This is a genomic window from Vibrio intestinalis, assembly GCF_025195085.2.
GTDB classification, from domain to species: Bacteria; Pseudomonadota; Gammaproteobacteria; order Enterobacterales; family Vibrionaceae; genus Vibrio; species Vibrio intestinalis.
The window spans coordinates 197,452-223,599 of sequence record NZ_JANAVY020000001.1 but is presented as its reverse complement, the minus strand read 5'-3'; the positions used below and the strand labels follow the sequence as shown (position 1 = coordinate 223,599).

Sequence of the window (26,148 nt, the reverse complement as noted above, 5' to 3'; positions counted from 1 at the left end):
CACTTATCGTTAGTGTAATCAAGAGATCATCAAGAGCCATCCGTTTGCTAGTTACAAACAAAAAATACACAGACGAAGCGAAAGCTATAGCGACAAAAGTGACTGAACTTAACCGCGAGCGCCATGCCAAATGGCTGGTTAATATGAAGTACGTGCTCGATCAATCAGATGTGGACGCAACTTTAAGCCGTCAGGCGGACTTTTGTGAAAGCGTTATTTTTAATGAAAAAGAGCGGGTGACGGATAACCAACGTTTACTGCTCGAATGTGAGTCCGAACGAGTTAAAGAGCGTCGTAAAGAGCAAGCAGAACGCCAAAATCTCTATAAATTTGTTGTCGATGACATTGCGAAACATGCAGAAAAATTATTTATGGAGCGACTGAAAAGCTCAGACACTTATCAACTGTTTAACCGTTTCCCAGACTTTAGTCACTTCATTTCTATCGCGTATTCTCCTTCACTAAATTTCTCCAAATTAGCCACGCTAACCACCAATGACAAACAGCTTAATGACAATGTGATTGCTTTGGTCAACAATCCGAGATTTTGTAGCAGGCTAGGGAAGTCAAGCCGTGAAATTGTAGATATCAAGATGGCTATTGGTACATTAGGTGTTGATAATAATAGACTTTTACTGCCAATTCTCATGGCTAAGCCGCTGCTGAAATGGCATGACAACGTAACAAAATCTATTGCGCCGAAGCTGTGGCAACATACGATTCTAACCGCGAATGTGAGTCGTCTTAGAATGCAGCAAGCTGGGCTAAAAAAGCCAGAACAAGGCATCATACTTGGCATTTTACGTACGATTGGCCATTTCGCGATTGTGAATCATTTTCCGCAGATTTTTGAAGACGCGCTAGTTGAACGTATGCAGTATTATCGAAACAACAATATGCGTGAGGAATATTATGCTTGCGCTGAAGTTAAGCCGATATTGAGTGTATTACCGAAAATCATTTTGAAGCTTGAGAAAGTTATCACGCGCAACATTCTCAACGAGCTTGAATGGGACCCTGCAAACATTCATCTCAAGATTGCGCTTGAGCAAGATTTGGATGACGTACCAATCTTAGAGCGCAACGAACATTCCATAGCTTTGGCACAAGCAAAAACATATTCAATGTTTGATGGTTTGGATCGTAGCGGAGTGTTTGTCGATAAGCATAAGCCATTTTGGTTTGCCAACGTGCAAATGCCGCCAATGGCATTAATGGAAATACGCGACTCAAATCCGGGTAAAGTTGAATTGATTAAATAGACAATGCAAAGTCTAGTAGTAGATGTAGATTCACATGACGAGGCTTTTTAGTGCGTTGAGATTAAATTTGTGGGTAATGACAGCTAAAACAAGCTCATATTTCACGTACAGCTCGCTATACTCTAACACGATCTCAGTGCGCATTATGTATATTATGTTAAATTGGGTGTGGGTGAGCTCGAAATCTAATGCTCTATTATCTCCAATCACCTTAATTTTCACTGTGCCGACTTAACATAATTGATTTACCATAAAATACTTAATAATCAGTTATTTAATTAATCATTAAATAACTGATTATTAATGGCTGTTTGCTCAATCATTAAAACATTATCAGTGTTTTAATAATGGCTTAGCTGCGGTTTTCTTTACGTCTGTGTTTAAACGCCACGTTTATGCGTGTCGCTCTTTGTGTTTGTTTCGCCTGATTATTGAAAGCTGATCCTCATGATTTTATTCTGGCTGATGTCATTGAATGTGCCGACAAACTCGTGGTCTTTTTTTTCTACAGCCCATTCTATTTTGCCGGACTCTGAAGATTCATCGAATCTAAGTTCGGTATCGCTCACTTTTTCAAACGATAAGCCTATTGGTGTTTGGTATTTGTTATACCAGTAAGCCCAGAAGTTATGCTTCGTGCCAACGATTGTTATTGGGTACTTGGCTATTTTCCCGTGGTAAACGCCGTAAAGTGTCTTACGAGGTAAATTTGCTACTTTCTGATTGGAAAGATACCGTTTCCCTTCGAGTGTCATGTATTGACTGAGTTCTTGAAAAGAAAATGTATTGGAGAAGTTGCCTATGTCATCCAATGCTCGTGACGCATGGTTAGAACAGCGTCCGTGTTCAATCGTTAACGTACCCTCATGCGTATAAAAACGAGTGTCTTTGTCTAATGTGTGAAAATCTTTTATGTCCTGATAGCAGTAATTGTACATATTGTAGATGGCGATATCCCATTCATCAGCGGTGCTACTAGATTCGTTTGCTATAAATGGCTTTATTCTTTCAATATTAAGCGTTTGAATGCGTTTCTCTAGTTGCCTAAGCCCATCTGTTGATAATAGATCTATTAACGTAACTGGTTGACCGCTATAGTTGTCAAACAATATGCTATTAGAGAAGTATTCGCAGTAAGCACCACATGAGTCTCCTTGGCTCGTAATCTGAATATAGTTAGTAAACTGCTCTACTTTGTGTTCATACATGCTGTAAACACTTCGATATTCATCATCAAATCTTAGTGGATTAGTCGATTTGGAGGCAAAAACCTCACGTTTGAGTGGTGTTTCGAAGTACCTATATTGCAGATAAGTGTTTATTGTCTCTGCACTATGAGGGTATGCATCGGAGATCACGTAAGGAAAATGTGAGTTATCAATTTCTGGGTGCTTTAAGTCTTGTATCGTAAATGGGCTCGCCGAGGCGACAAATGGTACGAGTGCAAGCAATGATATAGATGAACGAAATTGTGTCATATGTATTATTTCTAGTTGGTAACATGCCTAGCTGCTCTATCTCTTTGACTTGCAAACAAATAAAACATCCCGATAGCGCAAATTGTACCAATCAATGCAAAGCAAACCCAAGGTAACCATTGAGGAAATGTCGGTGGCTGCTCTAAAAAAGCTTTATCATATAGCCAGCCGCCAACCATGTTCCCTAACCCGCCACCGATTGCTAGGCTCAACATACTGATGCCGATGAAACTTGCTACAGCGTCACTTTTAGCGAACGATGCGGTTAGGTTTTGTTGCGTTGGCCTAGTTAATAGTGCTCCTATCGAGAAAATGGCCACATTGGTTAAGAATAAAATATAGCTTTGCTCGAAAGCCGCTACTGATAGACAAGCGACAGACATAAGTGCAATACCGATAATCAAGATGCTCGAATCACTGCAATATTTTTGCATCCACTTAACTAAAGGATATTGGAGCACTACGGTAATAAGAGCGCTGACGGCGAACATTATCCCTACGCTTGATCGATCCTCGGTAATCTGTTCTATGAACAGCGGGAAGGTAATGTTTATTTGCATCGATACAAACCAGTAACCAGTCATTAGAATCAGAAACAGGAAAAATGGCTTGTTCTTTTTGTTCCAAATATCTGATTTTCCGGATTTGTCTTTTGCTTCTTCTGGATTGTCGAGAGAGTTTGGAATTGTCTTTATAGCGAGAATAAAGTTCACGATGAAGCATCCGCCCGCGACATAACAAACAGTGGCGAAATTGATGTCGATGAGTAAAGCACCAATCAATGGACCTACAGTCGTCCCTACTCCCACAACCCAGTTACTGAGCACATAGAAATGAGATCTTTGTTCTTGAGTGGTAAGTTTGATTATGGCTGCTTGGTAAGGTGTTTCAAATAGTGCGCCGCCAATTGCAGAGAGACATAGGCCAAAGAACAATTGCCACGTATCGGTTGCCCACGCAAGGAAGATAAATCCGAACGCTCGAATGAGCAATCCAAACAGGAGCAGAGGCTTTATCCCAACGCGATCTGCGATAAAGCCACTGATGACACTCAACCCTTGTTGTGTGAATTGTCGCACCGCTAATGCGAGCCCAACGACCGCAGCAGTCATGCCGAGGTCGTTAACAAAATACACCGTCACCAAAGGCATCAACATAGTGAAGCCAACTACCATAAACAACGTGTAAAATAGTAAGCTCATTAATGCGGGGCTTAAGGTGTGTTTACTCATGAAGTACTATCGCCTGCCTCTGCGCTAAATAATTGGTAAACAGGCGTTTCTTCTGCACTGAACTGAGAAAACGGAAAGGTTTCAGCTAGTAGATTATGTACCCCATTTCCCATAAATTGCTTAGCAATGTTAGCTCCGGTCTGTGCATAGATGGTTAATGGCTTACCTGATACCCGAGACCATTGGACGAGTTGATCAAAGCTTCCGTTTGATAGTGTCATACCGGTCGCAATGATTTGATCTGAACGTTCAAAAAGTGCAGTCATATCTTTTTCGACAGTAATGCCAGAAGCTGTTTTCTCCATATTAAAATCGCATGGAAGGCAGATTGCTCCCTGCTCTGCTATTGCTTCTACTAACGGATTGACAACACCAATTAAGCCAACGGTTTCATTAGGTTCACATTGCAGCATTTCAACAATATAACGATCTCTTTGGATGGCTCTTTCGATTGGTGTTCCCAAGTCTAAGGTTCTTCTCTCAGCAATGGGTTCACTCCGTAAGGGTGAAAGGTTACCTAAATAGGCATCAAGAGCTGCAATTCTGACAACTAATGAGTCATGCTGGAGCAGCGTTGCAATGCTTTCCCCTGATAGGTTTGCGATGGTATTTCGATCTACTTGATTTTGTTCTATGCAGCACGCACCGAAACTCGTTCCAACTCTAAACACAATGTATCGATTAAAGTAGCGGTGGGATGTGTTAGGAAACTGCGTTGTTTGAACGATATCAAATGCACCGGTTGCATAAATTTGGTTTGGATCTTCGCCAAGCTTGCTTTGCAACGCTGCATTTATCATATCCTCAACCGTATTGAAGTGACATTGATGCATTATTCCACCTCTACACTGAGTTGATTGATGAGCTGCTCGGCGATTTTCCTAGCGCCCTTCCCACTGTTATCAAAGGTGATGACATGGCCTAGGTAGGTCGCATTATCTATCGCAGGCTCGACCGTTTTGCCAACCAGATCTTCAAATTGGAAACGATGTACTTTGTCATGTCGCTCAAGTTGTGAAATACCATTGATCTGTTGAATGATGCCGGATTGATGAGGAACGTAGAACTGAACGGCGGCGCTTTGGCATTTGGTCGTTTTGGTCTCAACGTCTGGCTTAATATTTAGCGCAAGTTCAATATGCGCCTTTAATACATCAAACCCTGTTACTATCTCCATTAACTCCGCTATATAGTTTCCGCCAGGGCGTGAATTAATTTCAACGATCTTTGGTCCTTCTGGCGTGAGCTTCACTTCTGTATGGGATAGACCATGGTCATGTCCAACAGCTTGTAGAGTTTCGAGTACCAGATCAGTTATCTGTTTGGCTTGGATCTCTTCAATGTCTGCGGGGAACATGTGCCCGTTTTCAATGAAAAATGGTTCACCAGTAATGCTCTTATCGGTGATGCCCAAAATAGTGGTTTCACCTCGGAAGGTACAGGCTTCAACACTGTACTCTTCACCGGTCATGTACTCTTCTAGAAGCCATAACGGCTCTCGCCTCTGCTCTCGAAAGTTAACTTTCATCTCATCGATATCTGAAAATGCTTGCTTGAGCTCTGACTCATTATTAATAAGCGCAACCAGCGCACTAGAAGCTAAATCGGATGGTTTTATAACCAAGGGGTAACCTAATTGCTTAGCTGCGCTTAGTGTCTCTTCCCAGTTGTAGGCGACGTTATATTTACAATTTGGTAGGTTTGCATCATCAATGAGTTGTCGCACGCGATGCTTTTTCCTTACTTGCGCTACGTTTGACGAAAAGGCTTGAGGTAAGTCTAATGCTTTAGCAACAGTTGAAATGGCGTCTACGTAGTAATCACAAACGGTTAAGATGCCATCAAACTTAAGTACTTCATGCTGTTTTTGTAGGAAAGGAATCAAGATATCTGGATCATTGGTTTCACATGTCAGTATGTGATCGGCCAATTCAAAAATGGGATGAATCTTGTTGGTTCTATCGTCACAGTAATGGCTTTTGTTTCGCGTTACAAAGGTGAATTTATGGCCTAGTGCTCGTATTTTTTTCGGTAACAAATGCCCTGTTCCAAATACCCAGTTTTCTAGTACTAATAAATGTGCCATGTGATTTTCCTATCCTACTTTTGCTAAACGGTTATTCTTGTAATGTTTGGGAGTAAAGTGTGTTTCTAGTTGCGGCCAAGGAATTACACTCCAAGGCATGCTCAATTCTGAAAGGTGCGAAAGTTTCTTTGGTTCTAATGAATCAATGGGTTCGGCAAGATGTGGGCGTTGGAACACAGCTTCTAAATAACGGTGCCCAGTGTCGGGAGCAATAAGAAGAATTGGCGATTTGTGGCCAGTATTACGCAGCCATCGAGCGACGGTTAACCCAGCCCCAGAAGACAAACCCGCGAAAATGGCGTGTTCTTTCATTAACGCCAACGAGCCGCTCAAACAAGTGTTAAAACTCATCCAGTGGATATCTTGATAGATGTCATGCCTAACATTGTTAAATGGAATGGCACTGCCAATACCTGCTATTACCGCTTCAGGATCATCTACAAATTCTGCACCGAACGTTACGCTGCCAAACGGTTGAATTCCCTGAACATTAAGGTTGATGCCTTGGCCACGCAAGTAATGTGCGGTTCCACCTGTTGAGCAACCTGTCCCTACGCCACCAATCAGCGTTAAAGAGTCGTCAGGGACGAGATCGAGACTATGACAAATCTTTTGTGCAAACTTTTGATAACCAAGATAATGAATGTCGTCATGGTATTGCTGCATCCAATGCACGTTCGGTGACTCGGCAAGAAGATGCTTGATTCGGTTTACTCGAAACTCTTGATCAAGCTTAAGAGATTGACCTGACGGAGCTGGCTCGTACGTTGCCCCGAGTAGCGACAGTTGAGTTTTGAAACTGTCATCTACGGTTTTAGATGCGATGATATGACATTTCAGACCAAACCGATGGCATGCGAGCGCTAAGGCGTGAGCATAGATTCCACTGGAGCTATCAACCACAGTGTCTCCAACTTTAAGAGTGCCTTTCTTAATGAGATGATCAATCGCAGTAAGTGTTGAATACACTTTCATGCATTCAAATTTTGCAACATAAACCTGATCCCCTATATCAATGATATGAGGGTGCTGGATAGCTTCAGTTATGTGTGGATAAACTTGCATTATTATTCTCCAACTGACTAAAGGAGAATGATAATAGATCGCATTTGGTGCAATGTAACATAGCGGATTAGCCCTAAAACATAGTATTTAGCTTTGTGTCACATTGTTGGGGCTTTATGTTGATATGCTACTTACCGTTTAATCTTGATTATAAAATACTAATTATAATCAGTGACTTAAAGATTGTTGTAGGCAGGTTATATATGGCGGAAGGGAGTTATATCGTTTCTAACATGTTATTTTGACAGTACTTTTACTAGTGGAAGCGCAGCTAAAATGCACATAGCCGCCAGTTTGGCGGCTATGTTGAGTATGAGTTTGCAAATGACTGAACTCGACTCAGATATTTGTACAGCGGCAAGTCTTAAATCCTCTCGTTTTTAATCTACGCTCATTGGTTCAGCACCAATTTGATAGCTTCTGCTTGTTGGCTATGAGTTAACACTAAAACAAAATTGCTATCTGTTGGTTGTTCAAACTGCCAAACACTTTCTTCTTGGATAAGTGTTAATTGCTTGGTCTCACTTGTTACCTTCCATTCTGTGTTTGGTGTTTCAACGAAGATTACACCATGCTTCGATACCACACTAAACTGCTCACCCTTAACATTAAACGTACAAGTTTGTTGCAAGTTGCATGTCACATTGTGCTGTTGTGAATACGTTGCGGTTCTCCAAAAGAAGGCGATGATAAGCAGACTTAACATCACTAATATCTGGATTAATCGTGCTTTTGTAAGCTTCTGTGCCGCCATTTGAGTGAGTTCTCCGTGTAACAAACTTCAAAGTTTTCAAATAAAAATCAAAACCTGACCGTTAGTAAGGTTACTTTTCTGTCATTGAATTGTTAATTGCAGTATAGTTTTAACTTGAAAGTGCCACTTTTGATAAAAATCGTAAAGAATAATTAACCTTCTGAAACACTAAGGTATTTCTTAAGGATTTGGGTGGCATTACGACATGAGTCGTACTGGAAGTAAAGTGTAGTCATTATAAATCGGAAGCATGCAATTATGAGCCAATTAGAAATGCATGAGCAAAACTACAACTATACCGTTGTTCGCCAATTCACTTTAGTCACCATTTTATGGGGAATAGTCGGTATGGCGGTTGGAGTTTTGATCGCTGCTCAACTCGTGTGGCCACAGCTCAACTTTGATACACCATGGTTGACGTACAGTCGCTTAAGACCGCTACATACCAATGCGGTTATTTTCGCGTTTGGTACAAGTGCCCTTTTTGCCACCTCTTATTACGTGGTGCAACGGACTTGCCAAACACGTTTATTCGGAGGCCCACTCGTTCCATTTACCTTTTGGGGATGGCAAGCGATCATTCTCGCCGCCGCAATCACACTGCCTTTAGGCTATACCTCAGGTAAAGAATACGCGGAGCTAGAATGGCCAATTGATATCGCAATCGCCCTTGTCTGGGTTGCTTATGCGGTGGTGTTCTTTGGAACACTGATAACACGAAAGACCTCGCACATATATGTGGCAAACTGGTTCTTTGGTGCATTCATTATCACGGTGGCTGTGCTGCATATCGTTAACAGCATGGCGATACCTGTTGGCCTTGGTAAGTCATACTCCATCTACTCAGGTGCTGTCGATGCCATGGTGCAATGGTGGTATGGTCACAATGCGGTAGGTTTTCTTTTGACGGCCGGTTTCTTGGGTATGATGTATTACTTCGTACCGAAGCAAGCTGAGCGCCCTGTCTACTCTTACCGTTTATCCATTGTTCACTTCTGGGCATTGGTTTCGCTCTACATTTGGGCGGGCCCTCACCACTTACATTACACCGCTCTACCTGACTGGACTCAATCCCTAGGCATGGTGATGTCATTAGTGCTGTTTGCGCCTTCTTGGGGCGGCATGATCAACGGTATTATGACCTTATCAGGTGCATGGCATAAACTGCGTTACGACCCTATTTTGCGTTTCTTGATTGTTTCGCTCTCTTTCTACGGCATGTCGACCTTCGAAGGCCCGATGATGTCCATTAAGACGGTTAATGCCCTGTCCCACTACACCGATTGGACGATAGGCCACGTACACTCTGGCGCACTTGGCTGGGTTGCCATGGTATCGATTGGCTCTGTCTATCACTTGATCCCTCGTTTGTTTGCCCAAGAGCGCATGTACTCGGTTAGCTTGATCAATGCCCACTTCTGGTTAGCAACAATCGGTACGGTGCTTTACATCGTTGCGATGTGGATTTCAGGTGTGATGCAAGGTCTGATGTGGCGCGCAGTTAACTCTGACGGCACATTAACCTACAGCTTTGTTGAATCGGTTGAAGCATCCTACCCGTTCTATACCGTGCGCTTTATTGGTGGTTTTATATTCTTGGCGGGTATGTTCTTAATGGCGTACAACACGTATAAAACCGTAACAGCACCAAAGAATAGTCTTAAAGCTATTCCGCAGCCGGCATAAGGAGATTTTAGAATGAGTAATAATTCGAACAATCGCCACGAGCTAGTTGAACGTAATGTCGGTTTGTTGGCAATTCTGATTGTATTTGCAATCAGCTTAGGTGCGCTGGTTGAGATCACTCCGCTGATTTTCCAAAAACAAACCAACGAACCAGTAGACAATCTTCGCCCTTATACAGCCCTTGAAATGGAAGGCCGTGATATCTATATCCGCGAAGGTTGTAACGTATGTCATAGCCAAATGATTCGTCCATTTCGCGCTGAAACAGAGCGCTATGGGCATTACTCTGTGGCTGGTGAAAGCGTTTGGGAGCACCCGTTTTTATGGGGTTCTAAACGTACAGGGCCTGACTTAGCACGTGTGGGCGGCCGCTACTCTGATGAGTGGCACCGTGTTCACTTGCTTGACCCGCGTGAACTTGTGCCAGAGTCAAATATGCCAGCTTTTCCTTGGCTGGCTGAGAATAGCATCGATGGCGCAGTGACACAGAAGAAACTCCAATTGTTCCGCGATCAGTTTGGCGTTCCTTATACAGATGAACAAATTGCAAATGCTGAGAAAGATGTCGAAGGTAAAACCGAGATGGATGCCATCATCGCTTACCTACAGTCTCTTGGCCATGCAATGAAGTAAGGAGCCGATTATGGATATAGGTACTATTCACAGTATTTGGACCATAGTGCTTTTCATCAGCTTTATTGGTGTGGTTTGGTGGGCTTATGGCAAGAGCCGTAAGGCTAGATTTGAAGAAGCCGCCAACCTTGTGTTTGCTGATGAAGAGAAAAAGCCAACCGATGAACAAGGGGAGACCAAGTAATGGATACGTTCTGGAGTCTTTGGATTATCATTATCACGGTCGGCACTTTGCTAGGCTGTGCAGCCCTGCTCTACTGGTGTTTAAAAGACACCATGGGCGTAGAGGAAGGCGAAGATATGGGGCACGAATACGATGGCATTCGTGAGCTCAACAACCCGTTACCTAAATGGTGGACTTACCTTTTCGTAAGTACGTTCATCTTTGCCGCGGTCTATTTAGCGTTATACCCAGGTTTAGGCAGCTTTAAGGGCCTACTCGGTTGGCAAAGCTCAGACCAAACGGTTAAAAACATCGCTGATTCAAAAACGTCTATCTCTGAATCTCAGCAAAACAAGCAGCTTGATCAATATGCGAAAGAGCTGGACGATGCAGACGCCTACTTTGGTGAAGCCTTTAAGCGCTTATCTTATGTCGATGGCGGTGACGTTTTAAAATCGATACCTGAAATCGCGAAAGATTCGGAAGCGGTTAAAGTGGGTCAACGTTTGTTCCTACAAAACTGCTCTCAGTGCCATGGTTCAGATGCGCGAGGCCAAACAGGGTTTCCTAACTTGGCGGACAATGCTTGGCTATATGGCGGTGAGCCGCAAGCGATCGTTACCACGGTAATGCAAGGCCGTATTGGTCAAATGCCTGGATGGAAAGATGCGCTTGGTGAGCAAGGCGTGAAAGAAGTCGTTAGCTATACGTTGAGCTTGTCTGGCCGTTCGGTGAATGCAAAAGATGCTGAGGCTGGTAAAGCCCGCTTTGTAGTGTGTGCTGCATGTCATGGCACAGATGGTAAAGGTAACCCTGCCGTTGGCGCGCCTGATTTAACTGATAATATTTGGTTATTTGGTGGTAGCCGCGCTGCCGTGACTGAAACCGTAATGAATGGTCGCTCTGGTGTGATGCCTGCGTGGCAACATATCCTCGGTGAGGACAAGGTTCAGTTGGTATCAGCGTATGTTTGGAGTTTAACTAACTCAGAGCAAGAGTAATTGCTGTGGCAGCCCCTGTTTGGGGCTGCCTTTCGTTTCCCATTTCTTATTAATTCGAGATCTTTTTTATGGTAAAGCCTTGGTATAAGCAGTTTTGGCCGTGGTTTCTGATCGCATTACCTCTCACAGTTGTCGTGTGGACCATTATTACGGTCATTATTTTCGCGCAAAATGAAGTTTCACTTGTTACCGAGGATTACTATAAAAAAGGAAAAGGCATTAACATTGACCTGTCTAAGATTAAAATCGCTAAAGAGCTACAACTTCAAGCAGATGTTATGACGAACGGGCGTGAAATCGTTATTCAGTTTGATAGAGGCCAATTAGACCATTACCCTGCTCTTTCAGCCGAATTTGCCCACAGGACATTAGAAGACCGTGATTTCTCGCGTATGCTCTCTTCTGATGCGAAAGGCAATTATCGTTTTATCGTCGATGAAACCATCGACATTAAAGGCCCGTGGTTTGTCAAACTGAGCCCTCATGATGGGCAATGGATTATCCAAGGAAGAGTAAACTTTCCTTCCTCGTTGCCGACAAGGCTAATGAACTAGGACGCTTATGTGCAAATCGTGTTATCACTGTGGTGAAGATGTACCAGTCAACACGGATTACAAAGTCGAAATTCTCGGGGAAACTCGAGATATGTGTTGCCCCGGCTGTGAGTCAGTCGCGCAGACTATCGTCGATAGTGGACTTGTCTCCTATTACCAATATCGTACCGCCCCCGCTGAAAAAGCTGACCTTGTCCCTGAACAACTTAAAGCACTGATTCATTACGACAATGAAGAGGTGCAATTGGAGTTTGTGCGAAACAGTGACAATATTGCAGAGGTGACATTGTCACTGGATGGCATCTCTTGTGCGGCTTGCGCGTGGCTGATTGAAAAACAACTCTCCCATACTCAAGGTGTGAGTCAGATTCGTGTTAATACCACGACTAACCGCGCGATTCTCGCTTGGGATAAGCAACAAACACGATTGAGCGAATTGCTTGCCGTGATACATCGACTCGGCTACAAAGCCGCTCCGTTTGAGGCTGACCAACAAGAAGCCGCCTATCACCGCTCAATGAAACAATATTTGTATCGCCTTGGTATTGCAGGCCTTGCGACCATGCAAGTGATGATGTTGGCAGTCGCTCTCTATTTAGAAGTGTTTGGCGATCTCGACGCTGAGTTTAAAAACTACTTTCGCTGGGTCAGTTTGATCTTCGCAACGCCAGTTATGCTTTATTCTGCACTGCCATTTTATATGAATGCTTGGCGTAGTATTCGAAGCCGTACTCTAGGTATGGACGTCCCAGTATCGATAGCCATGATCTTTGCTTATGTGGCGAGTCTAATCGCTACCGTTACAGAGCAAGGAGAAGTGTTTTTCGAGTCTATTTCCATGTTCGCCTTCTTTCTACTGGTGGGTCGCTTTTTGGAGATGCGCGCTCGAAGAAAAGCCGCAGCGGCGAGTGGGAACTTGCTTAAATTGATACCTGCAATGGCAACCACGTTGGAAGGTAAGCAAATTCCGGTTAAATCATTACGTATTGGCGATCGAGTTAAAGTGCTACCCGGCGAACATATACCCGCAGATGGTTTTGTATTGCAAGGGCGTATTCATGTCGATGAAGCCATGTTAACGGGTGAATCGCTACCCGTAGTAAAAGTGGCGGGTGATAGTGTATTTGCCGGTTCGTTAAATGGTGATGAGGCATTTGAGCTTGAGGTGAGCGCCTCTAAGGCTGAATCGGTCATCTCGAATATTGTTCGCCTTCAAGATGAAGCTCAGTTATCTAAACCAAAAATTGCAGAAGTCGCCGACGTGGTAGCACGCTATTTTGTTGGTGCGATTTTACTGATAGCGATTGGCACTTGGTTGTATTGGACGCAGCATCAACCCGAAGATGCATTTTGGATCATGCTTGCTGTATTAGTTGCCACCTGCCCTTGTGCGCTGTCATTGGCAACGCCAACGGCGCTTACCTGTGCGACCTCTAGAATGGGTAATTTTGGTATTTTGCTACGTAAAAGCCATGTATTCGAAACGCTGTGCAAAGTGAATCATTTGATTGTTGATAAAACCGGTACTCTAACTCAAGGTGATATAGAAATCAGTTCGGTTGAGGTGGCTGACGGCTATGACAAATCGACACTTTTGGCCATCGCTGCAGAGCTAGAATCTCATGCAAACCACCCGCTTGCGCGCGCATTTCTGCCATATAAACAGCAGGCGGTTGTTTTAGATGATGTCGAAAACATCATTGGCAGCGGATTGCAGGGACACTATCAACAACAGCTAGTAAAAATAGGCAGCGCTGAATTTGTGCTGGGTGACACACAATCCGCTCAGCCAAACTCGATATACTTATCTATTGATAACGAGTATTGCGCGACGTTTGAATATCGCGATCCCGTGCGGCCTGAATCGCAAGACTTGATTAAGCAGTTTCAAGATGCAGGTATTAAAGTAACGTTGCTTACTGGTGATAACCGCCAAAATGCTGAGTTGGTGGCCAACCAAATGGGTATTAAAAATATAGTGGCGGATGCTAAGCCGGAAGACAAATTGGCCTATTTAAAGTCTGTTGCTGCCAATGATGTCACCATGATGATCGGCGATGGTATTAACGATGCCCCAACCCTTGCGGGTGCTCACCTTTCTGTGGCGATGGGCGGCGGGACTGATGTCGCTAAAGCGTCAGCGGATATGGTGCTGTTAGGTGATAAGTTGGATCGATTGCTAAAAGCACGAGCGCTCGCATTAAAGACTCGCCGCATTATAGCTGAGAATCTTGCATGGTCTCTGGGGTATAATTTATTGATATTGCCTTTAGCGGTAGCTGGTATGGTCGCGCCCTATTTTGCTGTGGTGGGCATGTCGGCCAGTTCGATTATTGTGGTGTCTAATTCACTGCGTCTACTTAAGGAACAGGGGAAATAAATGGAAAGTTTGTATATTCTCATCCCTATCGCAATCGTGTTGGTTTGTGTCGCCGTTGCTGTGTTCTTATGGGCAGTTAAAAACGAGCAATTCGAAGACTTAGAACGACAAGGCCACAACATTTTATTTGATGAGGATGATGCGCCATCCAAACCAAAAGAGTCAGATAAGCAATGACTCCTGATTGGATCGCCGCTTTTGTAATAGGCCTTGTTGGTGCCGGGCACTGCATGGGCATGTGTGGCGGTATCGCCTCATTGCTTTCTATGGGGCAATCAAAACCAAGCGCTGCAATACCTATTTACTATAACCTTGGCCGACTCAGCAGCTATGTGTTGTTTGGTAGTCTGATTGGTGGCGCGGTATCTTCATTAGCCAACATTGCCAATATTACGCACGCCTTCGCATGGTTGCGTCTTGCCGCTGCCCTTTTTATGGTGCTATTAGCGTGTTACCTAGCCCGTTGGTGGCAAGGTTTATTAGTGGTTGAAAAACTTGGCCAAGCGCTTTGGCGTAAAATCTCTCCTGCGGGAAATGCTCTGTTACCGCTAAAAAAATCTCATCATGCGATCTACTTTGGCTTTATTTGGGGATGGCTTCCTTGTGGCTTGGTATACTCGACGCTCACTTGGGCGGTAGTCTCTGGTGGTAGTGTAAATGGTGCACTTATCATGCTGGCTTTTGGTCTTGGAACCTTGCCTGCAATGCTAGCAGTAGGCTACGGCGCTTCTTATCTACACAACCTGCAACAATCGATAGTATTTAGAAACATTGCTGCGCTTGCGATCTTAACGTATGGCGTTTATACAGCGTATGGTTCACTCATTATCCTGATGTCACGTTGATAGATTGCTGTTTTTAAGCACCTTTTTTCACTACCTTTTATGACGCAAGAGTGATAAAATATTGATGTATATCAAATAGTGAAAGGTTGTTATGATTTCTGAAAAGCCTGCGACAAAACGCATTCAGTCGGGCGGATGTGCAATACACTGCCAAGATTGCAGCATTAGTCAGCTTTGTATTCCATTTACGCTAAATGAATCTGAACTCGACCAGTTAGATCAAATCATTGAACGTAAAAAACCGATTCAAAAAGGCCAAGAGCTATTTAAAGCTGGCGATGAGTTGAAGTCTCTTTACGCAATTCGTTCAGGTACGATTAAAAGTTACACCATCACAGAACAAGGTGATGAGCAGATCACTGCGTTCCACTTAGCAGGTGATTTGGTGGGTTTTGACGCTATCACTGACGATAGCCACCCTAGTTTCGCTCAAGCTCTAGAAACATCAATGGTATGTGAAATTCCATACGAAATTTTAGACGACCTATCAGGCAAGATGCCTAAGCTTCGTCAACAAATTATGCGTTTAATGAGTAACGAAATTAAAGGCGACCAAGAAATGATCTTACTGCTTTCTAAAAAGAACGCAGAAGAACGTTTGGCGGCGTTTTTATACAACTTGTCTACTCGTTTTTCGCAACGTGGTTTCAGCCCGCGCGAGTTTCGTTTAACCATGACTCGTGGCGATATCGGTAACTACTTGGGCCTAACCGTTGAAACCATTAGCCGTCTTTTAGGCCGCTTCCAAAAATCAGAAATTCTCAGTGTTAAAGGCAAGTACATCACTATTCTTGACCACGATGCATTGATGCAATTGGCTGGCGTTTCAACAGAATCTTAATAACTTCAATGATGTAGCTCTAAACTGAGCTACATCATACTTCTTCGATCTTCCGTATAGTTTTTCTAAAAACCTTCATCGAAATACGCTACAGTAAACTTAGTGACTTAAGTACAAGTCTCCTCTTCTCTAAGGAGTTTACTATGAGTATCTATAATAAAATTCTAGTTGTTGCCAATATCAACAATGATGAACAGCCCGCTCTAGCTCGAGCTATGCAACTCGCTGCCAAAAGCCGCTCGCGCAGTCACGTCACTTTCTTCTTATCTATTTACGACTTCTCTTACGACATGACGTCTATGCTATCAGTCGATGAACGTAACGCGATGCGTAAAGGTGTGATTCATCAGCGTGAACAGTGGATGCGAAAAGTCGCTGAGCCTTATGTGAATGACAGTGTTGATTTTGATGTCATTGTCGTGTGGCATAACCGCCCTTATGAAGCGATTATTTCTGAAGTGTATTCTGGCGGTCATGACATTGTGATCAAAGGTACGCGCAAGCATGATGTGTTGGAGTCGGTGATTTTCACCCCTACTGATTGGCACTTACTGCGCAAATGCCCATCTCCTGTATTGTTGGTTAAGAATTCAGATTGGCCAGAGGATGCAAGTATTCTTGCTTCAGTACATGTTGGATCTGAAAATGATACCCACTTGGGCTTGAATGACAGCATGGTTGAACAGCTTAAGAGCTTAACCGATCGCTTGGGCGCAAAACCGTATTTGGTCAATGCCTACCCTGTGACGCCAGCCAATATTACGGTGGAATTGCCAGAGTTTGATCCTGCAACTTATACCGATGCAGTGCGCGGCCATCACTTAACCGCGATGAAGGCGCTGCGTCAAAAACATGGTTATGATGAAGAGCAAACCATTGTAGAGCAAGGCTTACCGGAAGATATCATCCCTGAAGCAGCAGAAAAGCTGAATGCTGCGATGGTGATTGTTGGTACGACAGGCCGCACTGGGTTGTCTGCGGTGTTTATTGGTAATACGGCAGAGCATGTTATCGATAAAATTAACTGCGACATATTGGCGCTAAAACCAGAGGGATACATCAGCCCTCTTGACCCAACCACCGCTATTTAACTTATCTAACCAATCCCCTTAGCCTCGCTAAGGGGATTTTTTTATCTACTCAGTCATTAGAACTAGCATCTGCCGCATTTATCCGTATCATACGCCCTTCGTAGTTATTCCAGCTAATTGGAATCTGCACATTAACAATGATGACAAGAAAAGACTGCAAGCAAATGACCGAGCAAACTCAAGAGCGTACTAAAGCTCAACAATATAACTTCAACAAACTTCAAAAGCGTATTCGCCGCAACACTGGCCAAGCGATTCAAGACTTCAACATGATTGAAGATGGCGACCGCATCATGGTGTGTCTATCTGGTGGTAAAGATAGCTTTACTATGTTGGAAATCTTAATGAGTTTGCAAAAGAGCGCGCCAATCTCGTTCTCTTTGATTGCAGTGAACTTAGATCAAAAACAACCGGGTTTCCCTGGTCACATTCTTCCTGAGTATCTTGAGTCGCTAGGTGTTGAATACAAGATTGTCGAAGAAGATACCTACTCTATCGTTCAAGATAAGATTCCTGAAGGTAAAACAACTTGCTCACTATGTTCTCGTTTGCGTCGTGGTATTTTGTACCGCACAGCGAAAGAGCTAGGCGCAACTAAGATCGCGCTTGGTCACCACCGTGATGATATTCTTGAAACGCTATTCTTGAACATGTTCCATGGCGGCAAGATGAAAGGTATGCCACCTAAGTTAGTGTCAGACAACGGTGAGCACGTGGTGATTCGTCCGTTGGCTTACTGTCGTGAGAAAGACATCATCAAGTACGCCGATATGCGTGAATACCCAATCATTCCGTGTAACTTATGTGGTTCTCAGCCGAACTTACAGCGCCAGAACATCAAGCAAATGCTCAATGATTGGGACAAGCGCTTCCCGGGTCGTATTGAAACCATGTTCCGCGCAATGCAAAACGTGGTACCAAGCCACCTTGCTGACCATGAACTTTTCGATTTCAAATCAATCAACCGTGACTCTGGCGTAATCAACGGCGGCGATATCGGTTTCGACAAAGAAGAGATGCCAGCACAGCAATTTGATGATGAAGATCGCGTGCAAGAGTTTGACCCAAGCCTTCAGCTTGACGTGACAAACCTATAATAAGCATTTAATGAATAGAAAAGGTCGCCGCAGCGACCTTTTTTGTATCTGTGTGATTTCTATTTTTCCAAGTGTTACTTGGCATCGGGTAAATACGGCAGCACTCGCAAGGTCGGTTCTGGCAATGTCATATAGCCGCCATCACCTATTTCATCTAGCGCTACTTGCAGCTTTCCATCCACGATTGGTTTACGCAGACCGTTAGAAAAGGTCACTTCCCCTTGCTGCTGAGCAAACTCCAACGTGACGCCTTCTACATCAGGGGTAAACCAACTAGCGAACATCCCACCTAATTGTTCTAGAATCGACTGCATTTGAGGAAGTAGTTTCTCAACTTCTTGATAGGATACGTTACCCTGTAGCGGATTTTTGGTCATCACAACCATAGAAAAATCACAGCGCTGGTCTTGAGGCGTATCGACAAATACCAAAGGATTGGCCTGTTTTAAATTGGCATCGACAGGTACTAGCACTTCGTGGCTAGGAGAGATGACCAACTCCTCGTAATGCTCTTCTTTCTCCATCCACGCTTTTTCGATTTGGCAGAGTTTTTTGGTATCCGCGTTAGTAAAGAAAAAGCCGACTTTGACATCGTCATGGCCTTCTTTCACGTTTTGCTTCATGTGGGTATACAGCTTGGAATAGGTAAACATGTATTCTTGAGCTGATGCAGGTAAACAAACAGCGCCTAAAAGCGCTGTCGATAAAAGTGTGAGCGAGACTTTCTTCATTGATTTATTCGATAATATTGTCTGTCCAATATTCATCATTGTGACGGATCATTGCTTGCAAGTCCTTGACGTATGCCTCACCACGCTCAGAGTATTTTAGTAAGCCATTGGTCAACGCTAATGCTGCATTGGTGTCTTCAAGGCTTTGACCATTTTCACCACGCACGTAACGTATTTCACGCAAGTCAAAATACGCCTTGTTGCGGTTCACATTCATAAAGTAACGATGAATAGATTCTTGTACCGAGCTAAACTTGGCCACTTCGTGTTTTGCGCCATCTCCACGCTGCAATGGCACAAGCCCACAGCCTTGCACATAGCACCACTGGCCAAAGTAGTTATTACCCTGAGTGGCAAAACGGGATGTACCCCATGCAGATTCATTCGCGGCTTGAGTTAGAACTAATGAAGGCGGTAATACGTTGACGCGATGCAGCATGTCATCGAGCCAAGATTGGTCAATCCCCTGCGCTGGTAATTCATGTTTGTACAGCTTGCCCAGGCGCTTAGCGTAGCTACGATCTTCTCCGGTTAGCTTTTGTTGTTCGAAGTGTTTCGCGATGCGTTCAAGGCGGATTCGCTCATTCATTACTCGCTCATTTTCCAATGCAATACCCGGTGTTAGGTAGTCAAAGAATGCTTGTTTTTTCTGTTGAACGTTTTGAATTGCTCCAAAATCAGGCGCTGCGCCAACCGCATGGGCAATAATTGAAGAATGATAAACCTCTATAGGCTCGTCAATTTCCAATTTATGTTCGTATCGGTAATAGCCAAAAACAGCCACGGCAAGAGTGGCTGCTACAGCAAAGGATTCAAAGTTACGCATTAAATACCTGTGAGTCGTTATTGTCGTCGTCATCTTTAGGGCGATCGGTCGCTACGATTCTCAGCTTAATACCAAACATATTGCGGTAAATGATGCCCTTCACGTGGAAGAAAAATGGCAGTACGAAAATCAAGCCTAGGCCATAGAACATTGCACCAGCAACGAACATCAGCATAACCATTACGTAGACGCCCGCTAAAACGAAGATTTTCTTATTTACTGCACGTAGGGATAGCAATAGTGATTGCATTGGTGGTACTTGCTTCTCGCAGATAAGCAAAATCGAGTTGCTGAATGCCAGAGATAAGTACATAGACAAAAATGGCAAAATCATGCCCGCGACACCTTGTAGTAGCAAACTAAATAAGGTCGCGAGAATCACAGGGATTGTGTACTGCAAGCCTTTGCCAATGTGGCGCGGCTTAGTCGATAAGCCAGCAGAGTGGCTCATCGCCATTAAACAGATGCCTGCATAAATGGGAGCACTGACGACTTCATAACTGAAATTGGCAATAAACAGCGCTTGCATGATATTTGGGGTGAGAGCGCCAGATTCCGGCGAGGTAAGCGCGGTCAAGAGTACAGTCGGGTCACCCAACTGCAATTTTAGCGCGACATAAAAGATACCCAGCTGAACAAACATCAAAACAACGATGGCTGGAGAGAATGACAAAAAGTTTTTAATGGTGTGGCCCCATGCCTCACGGAAAATGTCGCCGGCTTTAAGTTCATAGTCGCCAGAGATAGCCCGCTCGATGCTGCCACCTAAGTTAAAGTCTTTTTCGATGTCTTTGTTCATTGTCGTTTCCGCGGCTTGACGCTAAGCATTAAGCCAGTTTTGTTGTTGATCAACTCAATCACTTGTACGTACCAATCAAGAGTACGGTTTTATTGAGTACAGCTAAAATAAGCGATTAGCCCTCTACTCTACCATCTATTATGGATTCGCGGCTTGCTTTATTGACTATATGGCTGATAATTAACCAGTAAAAGCGCGACGTAAACACTAATTTTTTGATGATTAAAGTACTTGTGCGCCATCTAGACTGCATGTCTTTGGCATAAAAACAGTATGGTAAAGAATGTTTACTTTTACCTGCAAAATTTTTTCTGTATCAGAATAAGAAAATGCTTTGATTTCACACTATTGGTGATTATGATGCGCGCCTCTATTTTGTGTAACTACAGGTCATTAGAATAATCGATTTGAAAATGACCGATGTGGGAGAAAAACAGACGTTGAACGCTAAACAACAAGCAGAACAACCAGTCATTCGTTTATCTGGTATTAGCAAGAGTTTCGATGGTAAGGAAATCATCGGTAATCTTAACCTTGATGTGAACCATGGTGAGTTTCTTACCATTCTTGGTCCATCTGGCTGTGGTAAAACCACTGTACTTAGGATGATTGCAGGTTTTGAAACCGCGGATAATGGCGACATTATTCTCGATAATCAGAACGTTACTCAAGTTCCTGCTGAACAAAGGCATGTCAACACTGTATTCCAGAGTTACGCACTATTCCCTCACATGACTGTGTTTGAAAACGTTGCGTTTGGTTTACGTATGCAGAAAGTCGCCAACGCTGAGATTGAACCTCGCGTTATGGAAGCACTGCGTATGGTTCGTCTTGAAAAGATGGCTCAACGTAAGCCGCACCAGCTTTCTGGTGGTCAGCAGCAACGTATCGCAATCGCACGTGCGGTAGTGAACAAGCCTAAAGTTCTTCTATTAGATGAATCGCTATCCGCGCTGGATTACAAACTGCGTAAACAAATGCAGATCGAGCTTAAACAGCTTCAGCGCCAATTGGGTATTACCTTCATCTTCGTAACACACGATCAAGAAGAAGCACTTTCTATGTCTGACCGTATAATCGTTATGCGCGATGGTGTGATTGAGCAAGACGGTTCGCCACGTGAAATCTACGAAGAGCCTAAGAACCTATTTGTAGCGCGCTTTATCGGCGAGATTAACGTCTTTGGCGCAACCACGATTGAACGTATTGACGACAAGCGTATTCGCGCTGAAGTTGAAGGTGTTGAGTGTGTGGTTTACTACGATGACAAAGACGTTCAAGTTGGCGATAAACTGCAAGTATTACTTCGCCCAGAAGATTTGCGTATCGAAGAGATCAAAGAGTCTGAAGAGAAAGGCATTGTGGGTCACGTAAGAGAGCGCACCTATAAAGGTATGACGCTGGATTCAGTGATCGAACTTGAATCGGGTATGCGCGTGATGGTAAGCGAGTTCTTCAACGAAGACGATCCAGACGTAGACCACTCTCTTGGCCAAAAAGTGGCGATTACTTGGGTTGAAAGCTGGGAGGTAGTACTGAACGATGAGCAACAAGATTAATCTACAAAACGCTATCATCGCGCTGATTGTAGGTTGGTTAACACTGTTCGTGTTAGTTCCCAATGTCATGATCATTGGTACCAGCTTCCTAACCCGTGATGAAGCCAACCTTATCGAAATGACCTTCACTTTCGATAACTATTTACGTTTGATGGATCCGCTGTACGCAAAAGTACTTTGGCATTCATTTTACATGGCGATTATCGCCACGCTACTGTGCTTAGTGATTGGTTATCCGTTTGCTTACATCGTAGCGAAGATGCCTGAAAAATGGCGTCCGATCATGTTATTTTTAGTGATTGTGCCGTTTTGGACTAACTCACTGATTCGTACTTACGGTCTTAAAATCGTATTAGGTACGCAAGGCGTATTGAACAAGTCGCTGATTGCACTTGAAATCATCGATAAGCCAATGCGTTTAATGTACACCGAAACCGCTGTAATGATCGGTTTGGTCTACATTCTGTTGCCATTTATGATTCTGCCGTTGTATAGCGCGATTGAAAAACTCGATCACACTTACCTAGAAGCTGCGCGTGATTTGGGTGCGAACAAGATTCAAACCTTCACTAAAGTGATTCTACCGCTAACCATGCCGGGTATTATCGGTGGTTGCTTGTTGGTGCTGCTTCCAGCGCTAGGTATGTTCTACATTGCTGACCTACTGGGCGGCGCGAAGAATCTACTGATCGGTAACGTGATTAAGAGCCAAGTGCTCAATGCGCGAGATTGGCCATTTGGTGCCGCGACCAGTATCGCCCTCACCATAGCCATGGCTGTGATGCTATATGCCTACTACAGAGCGGGTAAATTGTTGAACAAGAAAGTGGAGCTAGACTAATGGGACGCACGATTAGATTTAGCTTTATGGCGTTGGTATACGCATTTTTATACCTACCAATTATTGTGTTGATCGTTAACTCATTCAACGCGAACAAATTTGGTATGAAATGGGGTGGCTTCACCACTAAGTGGTACGAAACCCTAGTCAATAACGACAGTTTAATGCAGGCAGCGTGGCACTCATTAAACGTAGCGGTATTCTCAGCAACGGCTGCAACTATTATTGGTAGCTTAACTGCGGTTGCCCTATTCCGTTATTCGTTTAAAGGTAAAGGTTTAGTCAACGGGATGCTATTTGTTGTAATGATGTCTCCGGATATTGTTATGGCTATCTCGCTACTTGCACTATTCTTAGTAATGGGTGCGCAGCTTGGCTTCCTTACCTTGTTGGTTGCACACATTACATTCTGTTTGCCGTTTGTGGTTATCACTGTGTATAGCCGCTTAAATGGCTTTGACGTGAAAATGCTAGAAGCAGCGAAAGACTTAGGCGCAAGTGAATGGGTAATCTTAAAACAGATTATTCTGCCATTGGCCAAACCTGCGGTTGCTGCAGGTTGGTTACTAAGCTTTACTCTGTCTCTAGACGACGTAATCATCAGTTCATTTGTGACTGGTCCTACGTATGAAATTTTACCATTGAAGATTTACTCAATGGTTAAAGTGGGTATTTCACCAGAGGTGAATGCACTCGCAACCGTAATGCTGATTGTTTCTTTAGTTCTTGTTATCACTTCTCAGTTGCTAGCAAGAGAGAAAATAAAGTAGAATCGCGTTCAATTTCACTAAACAGAATGACATTTGTCATTCTGTTTTTCTATCTACTGCTGTTAATTCAATCTTTTAGATGCAACAGCAACGTTTAGTTTGGAGCTAACGTCAATGAAAAAATGGGCTACTTTATTAGCTGGTAGTGCATGTGCGCTCTCTCTGTTCTCTGGTTCAGTGGCAGCGGACGAAAACAAAGAATTGGTATTTATGAACTGGGGGCCTTACATCAACAGTAATATCCTAGAACAATTTACCAAAGAAACGGGCATCAAGGTGATCTACTCAACTTACGAGTCGAACGAAACCCTTTATGCAAAGCTAAAGACGCATAACCAAGGTTATGACCTAGTAGTGCCTTCAACTTACTTCGTAGCGAAAATGCGTGACGAAGGTATGTTGCAGAAGATCGACAAGTCAAAACTGTCTAACTTCGACAACTTAGACAAAAACTACTTGGACAAACCGTACGATCCAAACAACGACTACTCTATTCCTCACGTTGTTGCGATTACTGGCCTTGCGGTTAACGCAGACATGTACGATCCAAATGACTTCACTAGCTGGGCTGATTTATGGAACCCAGAGCTAGAAGGTCAGTTGATGCTGATGGATGACACCCGTGAAGTGTTCCATATTGCATTGCGTAAGCTAGGTTACTCAGGTAACAGCACTAACGATAAAGAGATTGATGAAGCATACGCTGAGCTACAAAAGCTAATGCCAAACGTTCTAGTATTTAACTCTGACAACCCAGGCGCGCCATACATGTCTGGCGAAGTGGGTGTTGGTATGCTTTGGAACGGTAGCGCTGCAGCGGCTCAAAACGAAGGTATGAACCTTAAGCTAGTATTCCCTAAAGAAGGCGGTATCGGCTGGGTTGATAACTTTGCAATTTCTTCAGGTGCGAAAAACGTAGAAGCGGCACACAAGATGATCGACTTCCTACTACGTCCTGAAATCGCAGAGCAAATCTCGCGCGATACTGGTTACCTAACAGCGGTAGCAGAATCAAACGCGAAGTTTAAAGATGTTGCGCCTCTATTCCCATCTCAAGAAGATCTTGACCGTGTGGAATGGCAAGATGCGGTTGGCGATAAGACAGTGAAATACGAAGAGTATTTCTTAAAACTGAAAGCTGGCCAATAAACCATCTTAAATCTCGAAAATAGGCAGCATTAGCTGCCTATTTTCGTTTCTGGCTGATATAATTCCCGCTTGCTGCGTTTATCTTCACGATAAATTACTGTGTTACACCCCTACCTCAGAGGATATTATCAGGACTGGTAATATGCTGACTTAGGAATATAAAACGGAAACATAATGAAAAGTAAACTCTATGCAAGCGCGCTTTGCGCAGCCTCTCTAATCGCAACTCCAGCGATGGCGGCTGATCAAGAACTGTATTTCTACAACTGGTCGGAATACATTCCAAACGAAGTTCTTGAAGACTTTACAAAAGAAACTGGTATCAAGGTTATCTACTCAACGTACGAATCGAACGAGAGCATGTACGCGAAGTTGAAAACTCAAGGTTCTGGTTACGATTTGGTAGTACCGTCTACTTACTTTGTCTCTAAAATGCGCAAAGAAGGCATGCTACAACAAATCGACAAATCAAAACTGTCTCACTTTGCCGAGCTGGACAAAAACTTTTTAAACAAACCTTTTGATCCAAGCAACAACTACTCTATTCCTTACATCTGGGGCGCGACCGGTATCGGTATCAACTCAGACATGCTAGACAAATCTTCTGTCAGCAAATGGGACGATTTCTGGGATAGCAAGTGGGAAGGCCAGCTAATGCTGATGGACGACTCACGTGAAGTTTTCCACATTGCATTGACTAAGCTGGGTTACTCACCAAACACAACCAACCCAGATGAAATTAAAGCCGCTTACGAAGAGCTGAAAAAGCTAATGCCAAACGTGTTGGTATTTAACTCAGACTTCCCGGCTAACCCTTACCTAGCGGGTGAAGTATCACTGGGTATGCTTTGGAACGGTTCTGCTTACATGGCGCGTCAAGAAGGTGCTTCTATCGACATCATCTGGCCAGAAAAAGGCGCGATCTTCTGGATGGACAGCCTAGCGATTCCTAAAGAAGCGAAAAACGTTGATGCCGCGCATCAGATGATCGACTTCTTACTTCGTCCTGAAAACGCAGCTAAGATTGCTCTAGAGATTGGCTACCCAACTCCAGTAGCCGGTGCTGTTAAGCTTCTTCCTGAAGAATTTGCCAATGACACAAGCATCTTCCCTCCTCAAGAGGTAATGGATAGCGGTGAATGGCAAGACGAAGTGGGCGAAGCAAGCGCACTTTATGAAGAGTACTTCCAAAAGTTAAAAGTTGAAAACTAAACGTTTACAATTTAAAGGTATTGTTTAACAAAAGCGGCTTCGGCCGCTTTTCTTTTATGCGAACATCAAGTAGCTTTAGTGATAGAAACACTC

General features: G+C 43.8%; 26 protein-coding genes. 17 read left to right on the top strand and 9 right to left on the bottom strand.

What is annotated here, in order from left to right; all coding sequences use genetic code 11:
- The first annotated feature begins 44 nt into the window (after positions 1-44).
- Positions 45-1,262, top strand: a complete 1,218-nt coding sequence (locus MU515_RS00945; RefSeq protein ID WP_260258488.1) for an HDOD domain-containing protein — start codon at positions 45-47, stop codon at positions 1,260-1,262.
- A gap of 428 nt (positions 1,263-1,690) precedes the next feature.
- On the opposite strand, the gene MU515_RS00940 is transcribed toward MU515_RS00945, so the two are convergent.
- From MU515_RS00940 to MU515_RS00915, 6 genes are all read right to left on the bottom strand, one after another.
- Complete coding sequence (locus tag MU515_RS00940) at positions 1,691-2,740, bottom strand: hypothetical protein (RefSeq protein WP_260258487.1); 1,050 nt, start codon at positions 2,738-2,740, stop codon at positions 1,691-1,693.
- Positions 2,741-2,751: 11 nt separating this feature from the next.
- A complete protein-coding gene (locus MU515_RS00935; protein WP_260258486.1) occupies positions 2,752-3,972 on the bottom strand; it encodes an MFS transporter in 1,221 nt (406 codons plus the stop codon).
- A complete protein-coding gene (locus MU515_RS00930) occupies positions 3,969-4,805 on the bottom strand; it encodes a Rossmann-like domain-containing protein (RefSeq protein WP_260258485.1) in 837 nt (278 codons plus the stop codon). The genes MU515_RS00935 and MU515_RS00930 overlap by 4 nt, the downstream gene beginning before the upstream one ends.
- Positions 4,805-6,058 carry an ATP-grasp domain-containing protein gene (locus MU515_RS00925; RefSeq protein ID WP_260258484.1) on the bottom strand — a complete coding sequence of 418 codons (1,254 nt, stop codon included), beginning with the start codon at positions 6,056-6,058 and terminating at the stop codon, positions 4,805-4,807. Before MU515_RS00925 ends, MU515_RS00930 begins: the two co-directional genes overlap by 1 nt.
- A 9-nt stretch (positions 6,059-6,067) precedes the next feature.
- On the bottom strand, positions 6,068-7,123 hold the full coding sequence (locus MU515_RS00920; protein ID WP_260258483.1) for a pyridoxal-phosphate dependent enzyme: 1,056 nt from the start codon (positions 7,121-7,123) through the stop codon (positions 6,068-6,070).
- Between the two features lie 391 nt (positions 7,124-7,514).
- Positions 7,515-7,877, bottom strand: a complete 363-nt coding sequence (locus tag MU515_RS00915) for a hypothetical protein (protein WP_260258482.1) — start codon at positions 7,875-7,877, stop codon at positions 7,515-7,517.
- A 258-nt stretch (positions 7,878-8,135) separates the two neighbouring features.
- Between MU515_RS00915 and ccoN the strand changes: the two genes are divergently transcribed.
- From ccoN to ttcA, 11 genes are all read left to right on the top strand, one after another.
- Complete coding sequence (gene ccoN, locus MU515_RS00910; RefSeq protein WP_260258481.1) at positions 8,136-9,563, top strand: cytochrome-c oxidase, cbb3-type subunit I; 1,428 nt, start codon at positions 8,136-8,138, stop codon at positions 9,561-9,563.
- 12 nt (positions 9,564-9,575) lie between these two features.
- A complete protein-coding gene (ccoO, locus tag MU515_RS00905; RefSeq protein WP_260258480.1) occupies positions 9,576-10,196 on the top strand; it encodes a cytochrome-c oxidase, cbb3-type subunit II in 621 nt (206 codons plus the stop codon).
- Between the two features lie 10 nt (positions 10,197-10,206).
- Positions 10,207-10,380, top strand: coding sequence for a cbb3-type cytochrome oxidase subunit 3 (locus MU515_RS00900; protein ID WP_260258479.1), 174 nt, complete (start codon positions 10,207-10,209; stop codon positions 10,378-10,380).
- The gene (ccoP, locus tag MU515_RS00895; RefSeq protein WP_260258478.1) at positions 10,380-11,360 is read left to right on the top strand and encodes a cytochrome-c oxidase, cbb3-type subunit III; all 981 of its coding nucleotides are present in this window, start codon (positions 10,380-10,382) and stop codon (positions 11,358-11,360) included. The genes MU515_RS00900 and ccoP overlap by 1 nt, the downstream gene beginning before the upstream one ends.
- Positions 11,361-11,428: 68 nt before the next feature.
- Entirely contained in the window at positions 11,429-11,914 is a 486-nt protein-coding gene (locus MU515_RS00890) for a FixH family protein (protein ID WP_260258477.1), read from the top strand.
- Between the two features lie 7 nt (positions 11,915-11,921).
- Positions 11,922-14,294, top strand: a complete 2,373-nt coding sequence (locus MU515_RS00885) for a heavy metal translocating P-type ATPase (protein WP_260258476.1) — start codon at positions 11,922-11,924, stop codon at positions 14,292-14,294.
- Positions 14,295-14,471: a cbb3-type cytochrome oxidase assembly protein CcoS gene (gene ccoS / locus MU515_RS00880; RefSeq protein WP_260258475.1), complete on the top strand. Its 177-nt coding sequence runs from the start codon at positions 14,295-14,297 to the stop codon at positions 14,469-14,471.
- On the top strand, positions 14,468-15,139 hold the full coding sequence (locus tag MU515_RS00875; protein WP_260258474.1) for a sulfite exporter TauE/SafE family protein: 672 nt from the start codon (positions 14,468-14,470) through the stop codon (positions 15,137-15,139). Before ccoS ends, MU515_RS00875 begins: the two co-directional genes overlap by 4 nt.
- A 91-nt stretch (positions 15,140-15,230) precedes the next feature.
- A complete protein-coding gene (fnr, locus tag MU515_RS00870; protein WP_260258473.1) occupies positions 15,231-15,980 on the top strand; it encodes a fumarate/nitrate reduction transcriptional regulator Fnr in 750 nt (249 codons plus the stop codon).
- 143 nt (positions 15,981-16,123) lie between these two features.
- Positions 16,124-17,071, top strand: a complete 948-nt coding sequence (uspE, locus tag MU515_RS00865) for a universal stress protein UspE (RefSeq protein WP_260258472.1) — start codon at positions 16,124-16,126, stop codon at positions 17,069-17,071.
- Between the two features lie 164 nt (positions 17,072-17,235).
- Complete coding sequence (gene ttcA, locus MU515_RS00860; protein WP_260258471.1) at positions 17,236-18,168, top strand: tRNA 2-thiocytidine(32) synthetase TtcA; 933 nt, start codon at positions 17,236-17,238, stop codon at positions 18,166-18,168.
- 74 nt (positions 18,169-18,242) lie between these two features.
- On the opposite strand, the gene MU515_RS00855 is transcribed toward ttcA, so the two are convergent.
- The 3 genes from MU515_RS00855 to MU515_RS00845 are packed head-to-tail and all read right to left on the bottom strand — an operon-like array spanning position 18,243 to position 20,524.
- Entirely contained in the window at positions 18,243-18,899 is a 657-nt protein-coding gene (locus MU515_RS00855) for a DUF2987 domain-containing protein (RefSeq protein WP_260258470.1), read from the bottom strand.
- Positions 18,900-18,903: 4 nt separating this feature from the next.
- Complete coding sequence (locus tag MU515_RS00850) at positions 18,904-19,725, bottom strand: glucosaminidase domain-containing protein (protein ID WP_260258469.1); 822 nt, start codon at positions 19,723-19,725, stop codon at positions 18,904-18,906.
- Entirely contained in the window at positions 19,718-20,524 is an 807-nt protein-coding gene (locus MU515_RS00845; RefSeq protein ID WP_260258468.1) for a DUF2189 domain-containing protein, read from the bottom strand. The genes MU515_RS00850 and MU515_RS00845 overlap by 8 nt, the downstream gene beginning before the upstream one ends.
- Before the next feature lie 422 nt (positions 20,525-20,946).
- On the opposite strand from MU515_RS00845, the gene potA reads away from it, so the two are divergent.
- The 5 genes from potA to MU515_RS00820 all read left to right on the top strand — a co-directional run bounded on the left by potA (position 20,947) and on the right by MU515_RS00820 (position 26,055).
- Positions 20,947-22,083, top strand: coding sequence for a spermidine/putrescine ABC transporter ATP-binding protein PotA (gene potA / locus MU515_RS00840; RefSeq protein WP_279256776.1), 1,137 nt, complete (start codon positions 20,947-20,949; stop codon positions 22,081-22,083).
- Complete coding sequence (potB, locus tag MU515_RS00835) at positions 22,067-22,924, top strand: spermidine/putrescine ABC transporter permease PotB (protein WP_260258466.1); 858 nt, start codon at positions 22,067-22,069, stop codon at positions 22,922-22,924. Before potA ends, potB begins: the two co-directional genes overlap by 17 nt.
- Positions 22,924-23,694 (top strand): spermidine/putrescine ABC transporter permease PotC, encoded by a 771-nt coding sequence (gene potC / locus MU515_RS00830; protein WP_260258465.1) that lies wholly within the window; start codon positions 22,924-22,926, stop codon positions 23,692-23,694. The genes potB and potC overlap by 1 nt, the downstream gene beginning before the upstream one ends.
- 114 nt (positions 23,695-23,808) lie before the next feature.
- Positions 23,809-24,843 (top strand): extracellular solute-binding protein, encoded by a 1,035-nt coding sequence (locus MU515_RS00825; RefSeq protein WP_260258464.1) that lies wholly within the window; start codon positions 23,809-23,811, stop codon positions 24,841-24,843.
- A gap of 174 nt (positions 24,844-25,017) precedes the next feature.
- Positions 25,018-26,055, top strand: coding sequence for an extracellular solute-binding protein (locus MU515_RS00820; RefSeq protein ID WP_260258463.1), 1,038 nt, complete (start codon positions 25,018-25,020; stop codon positions 26,053-26,055).
- The last annotated feature ends 93 nt before the right edge of the window (positions 26,056-26,148 follow it).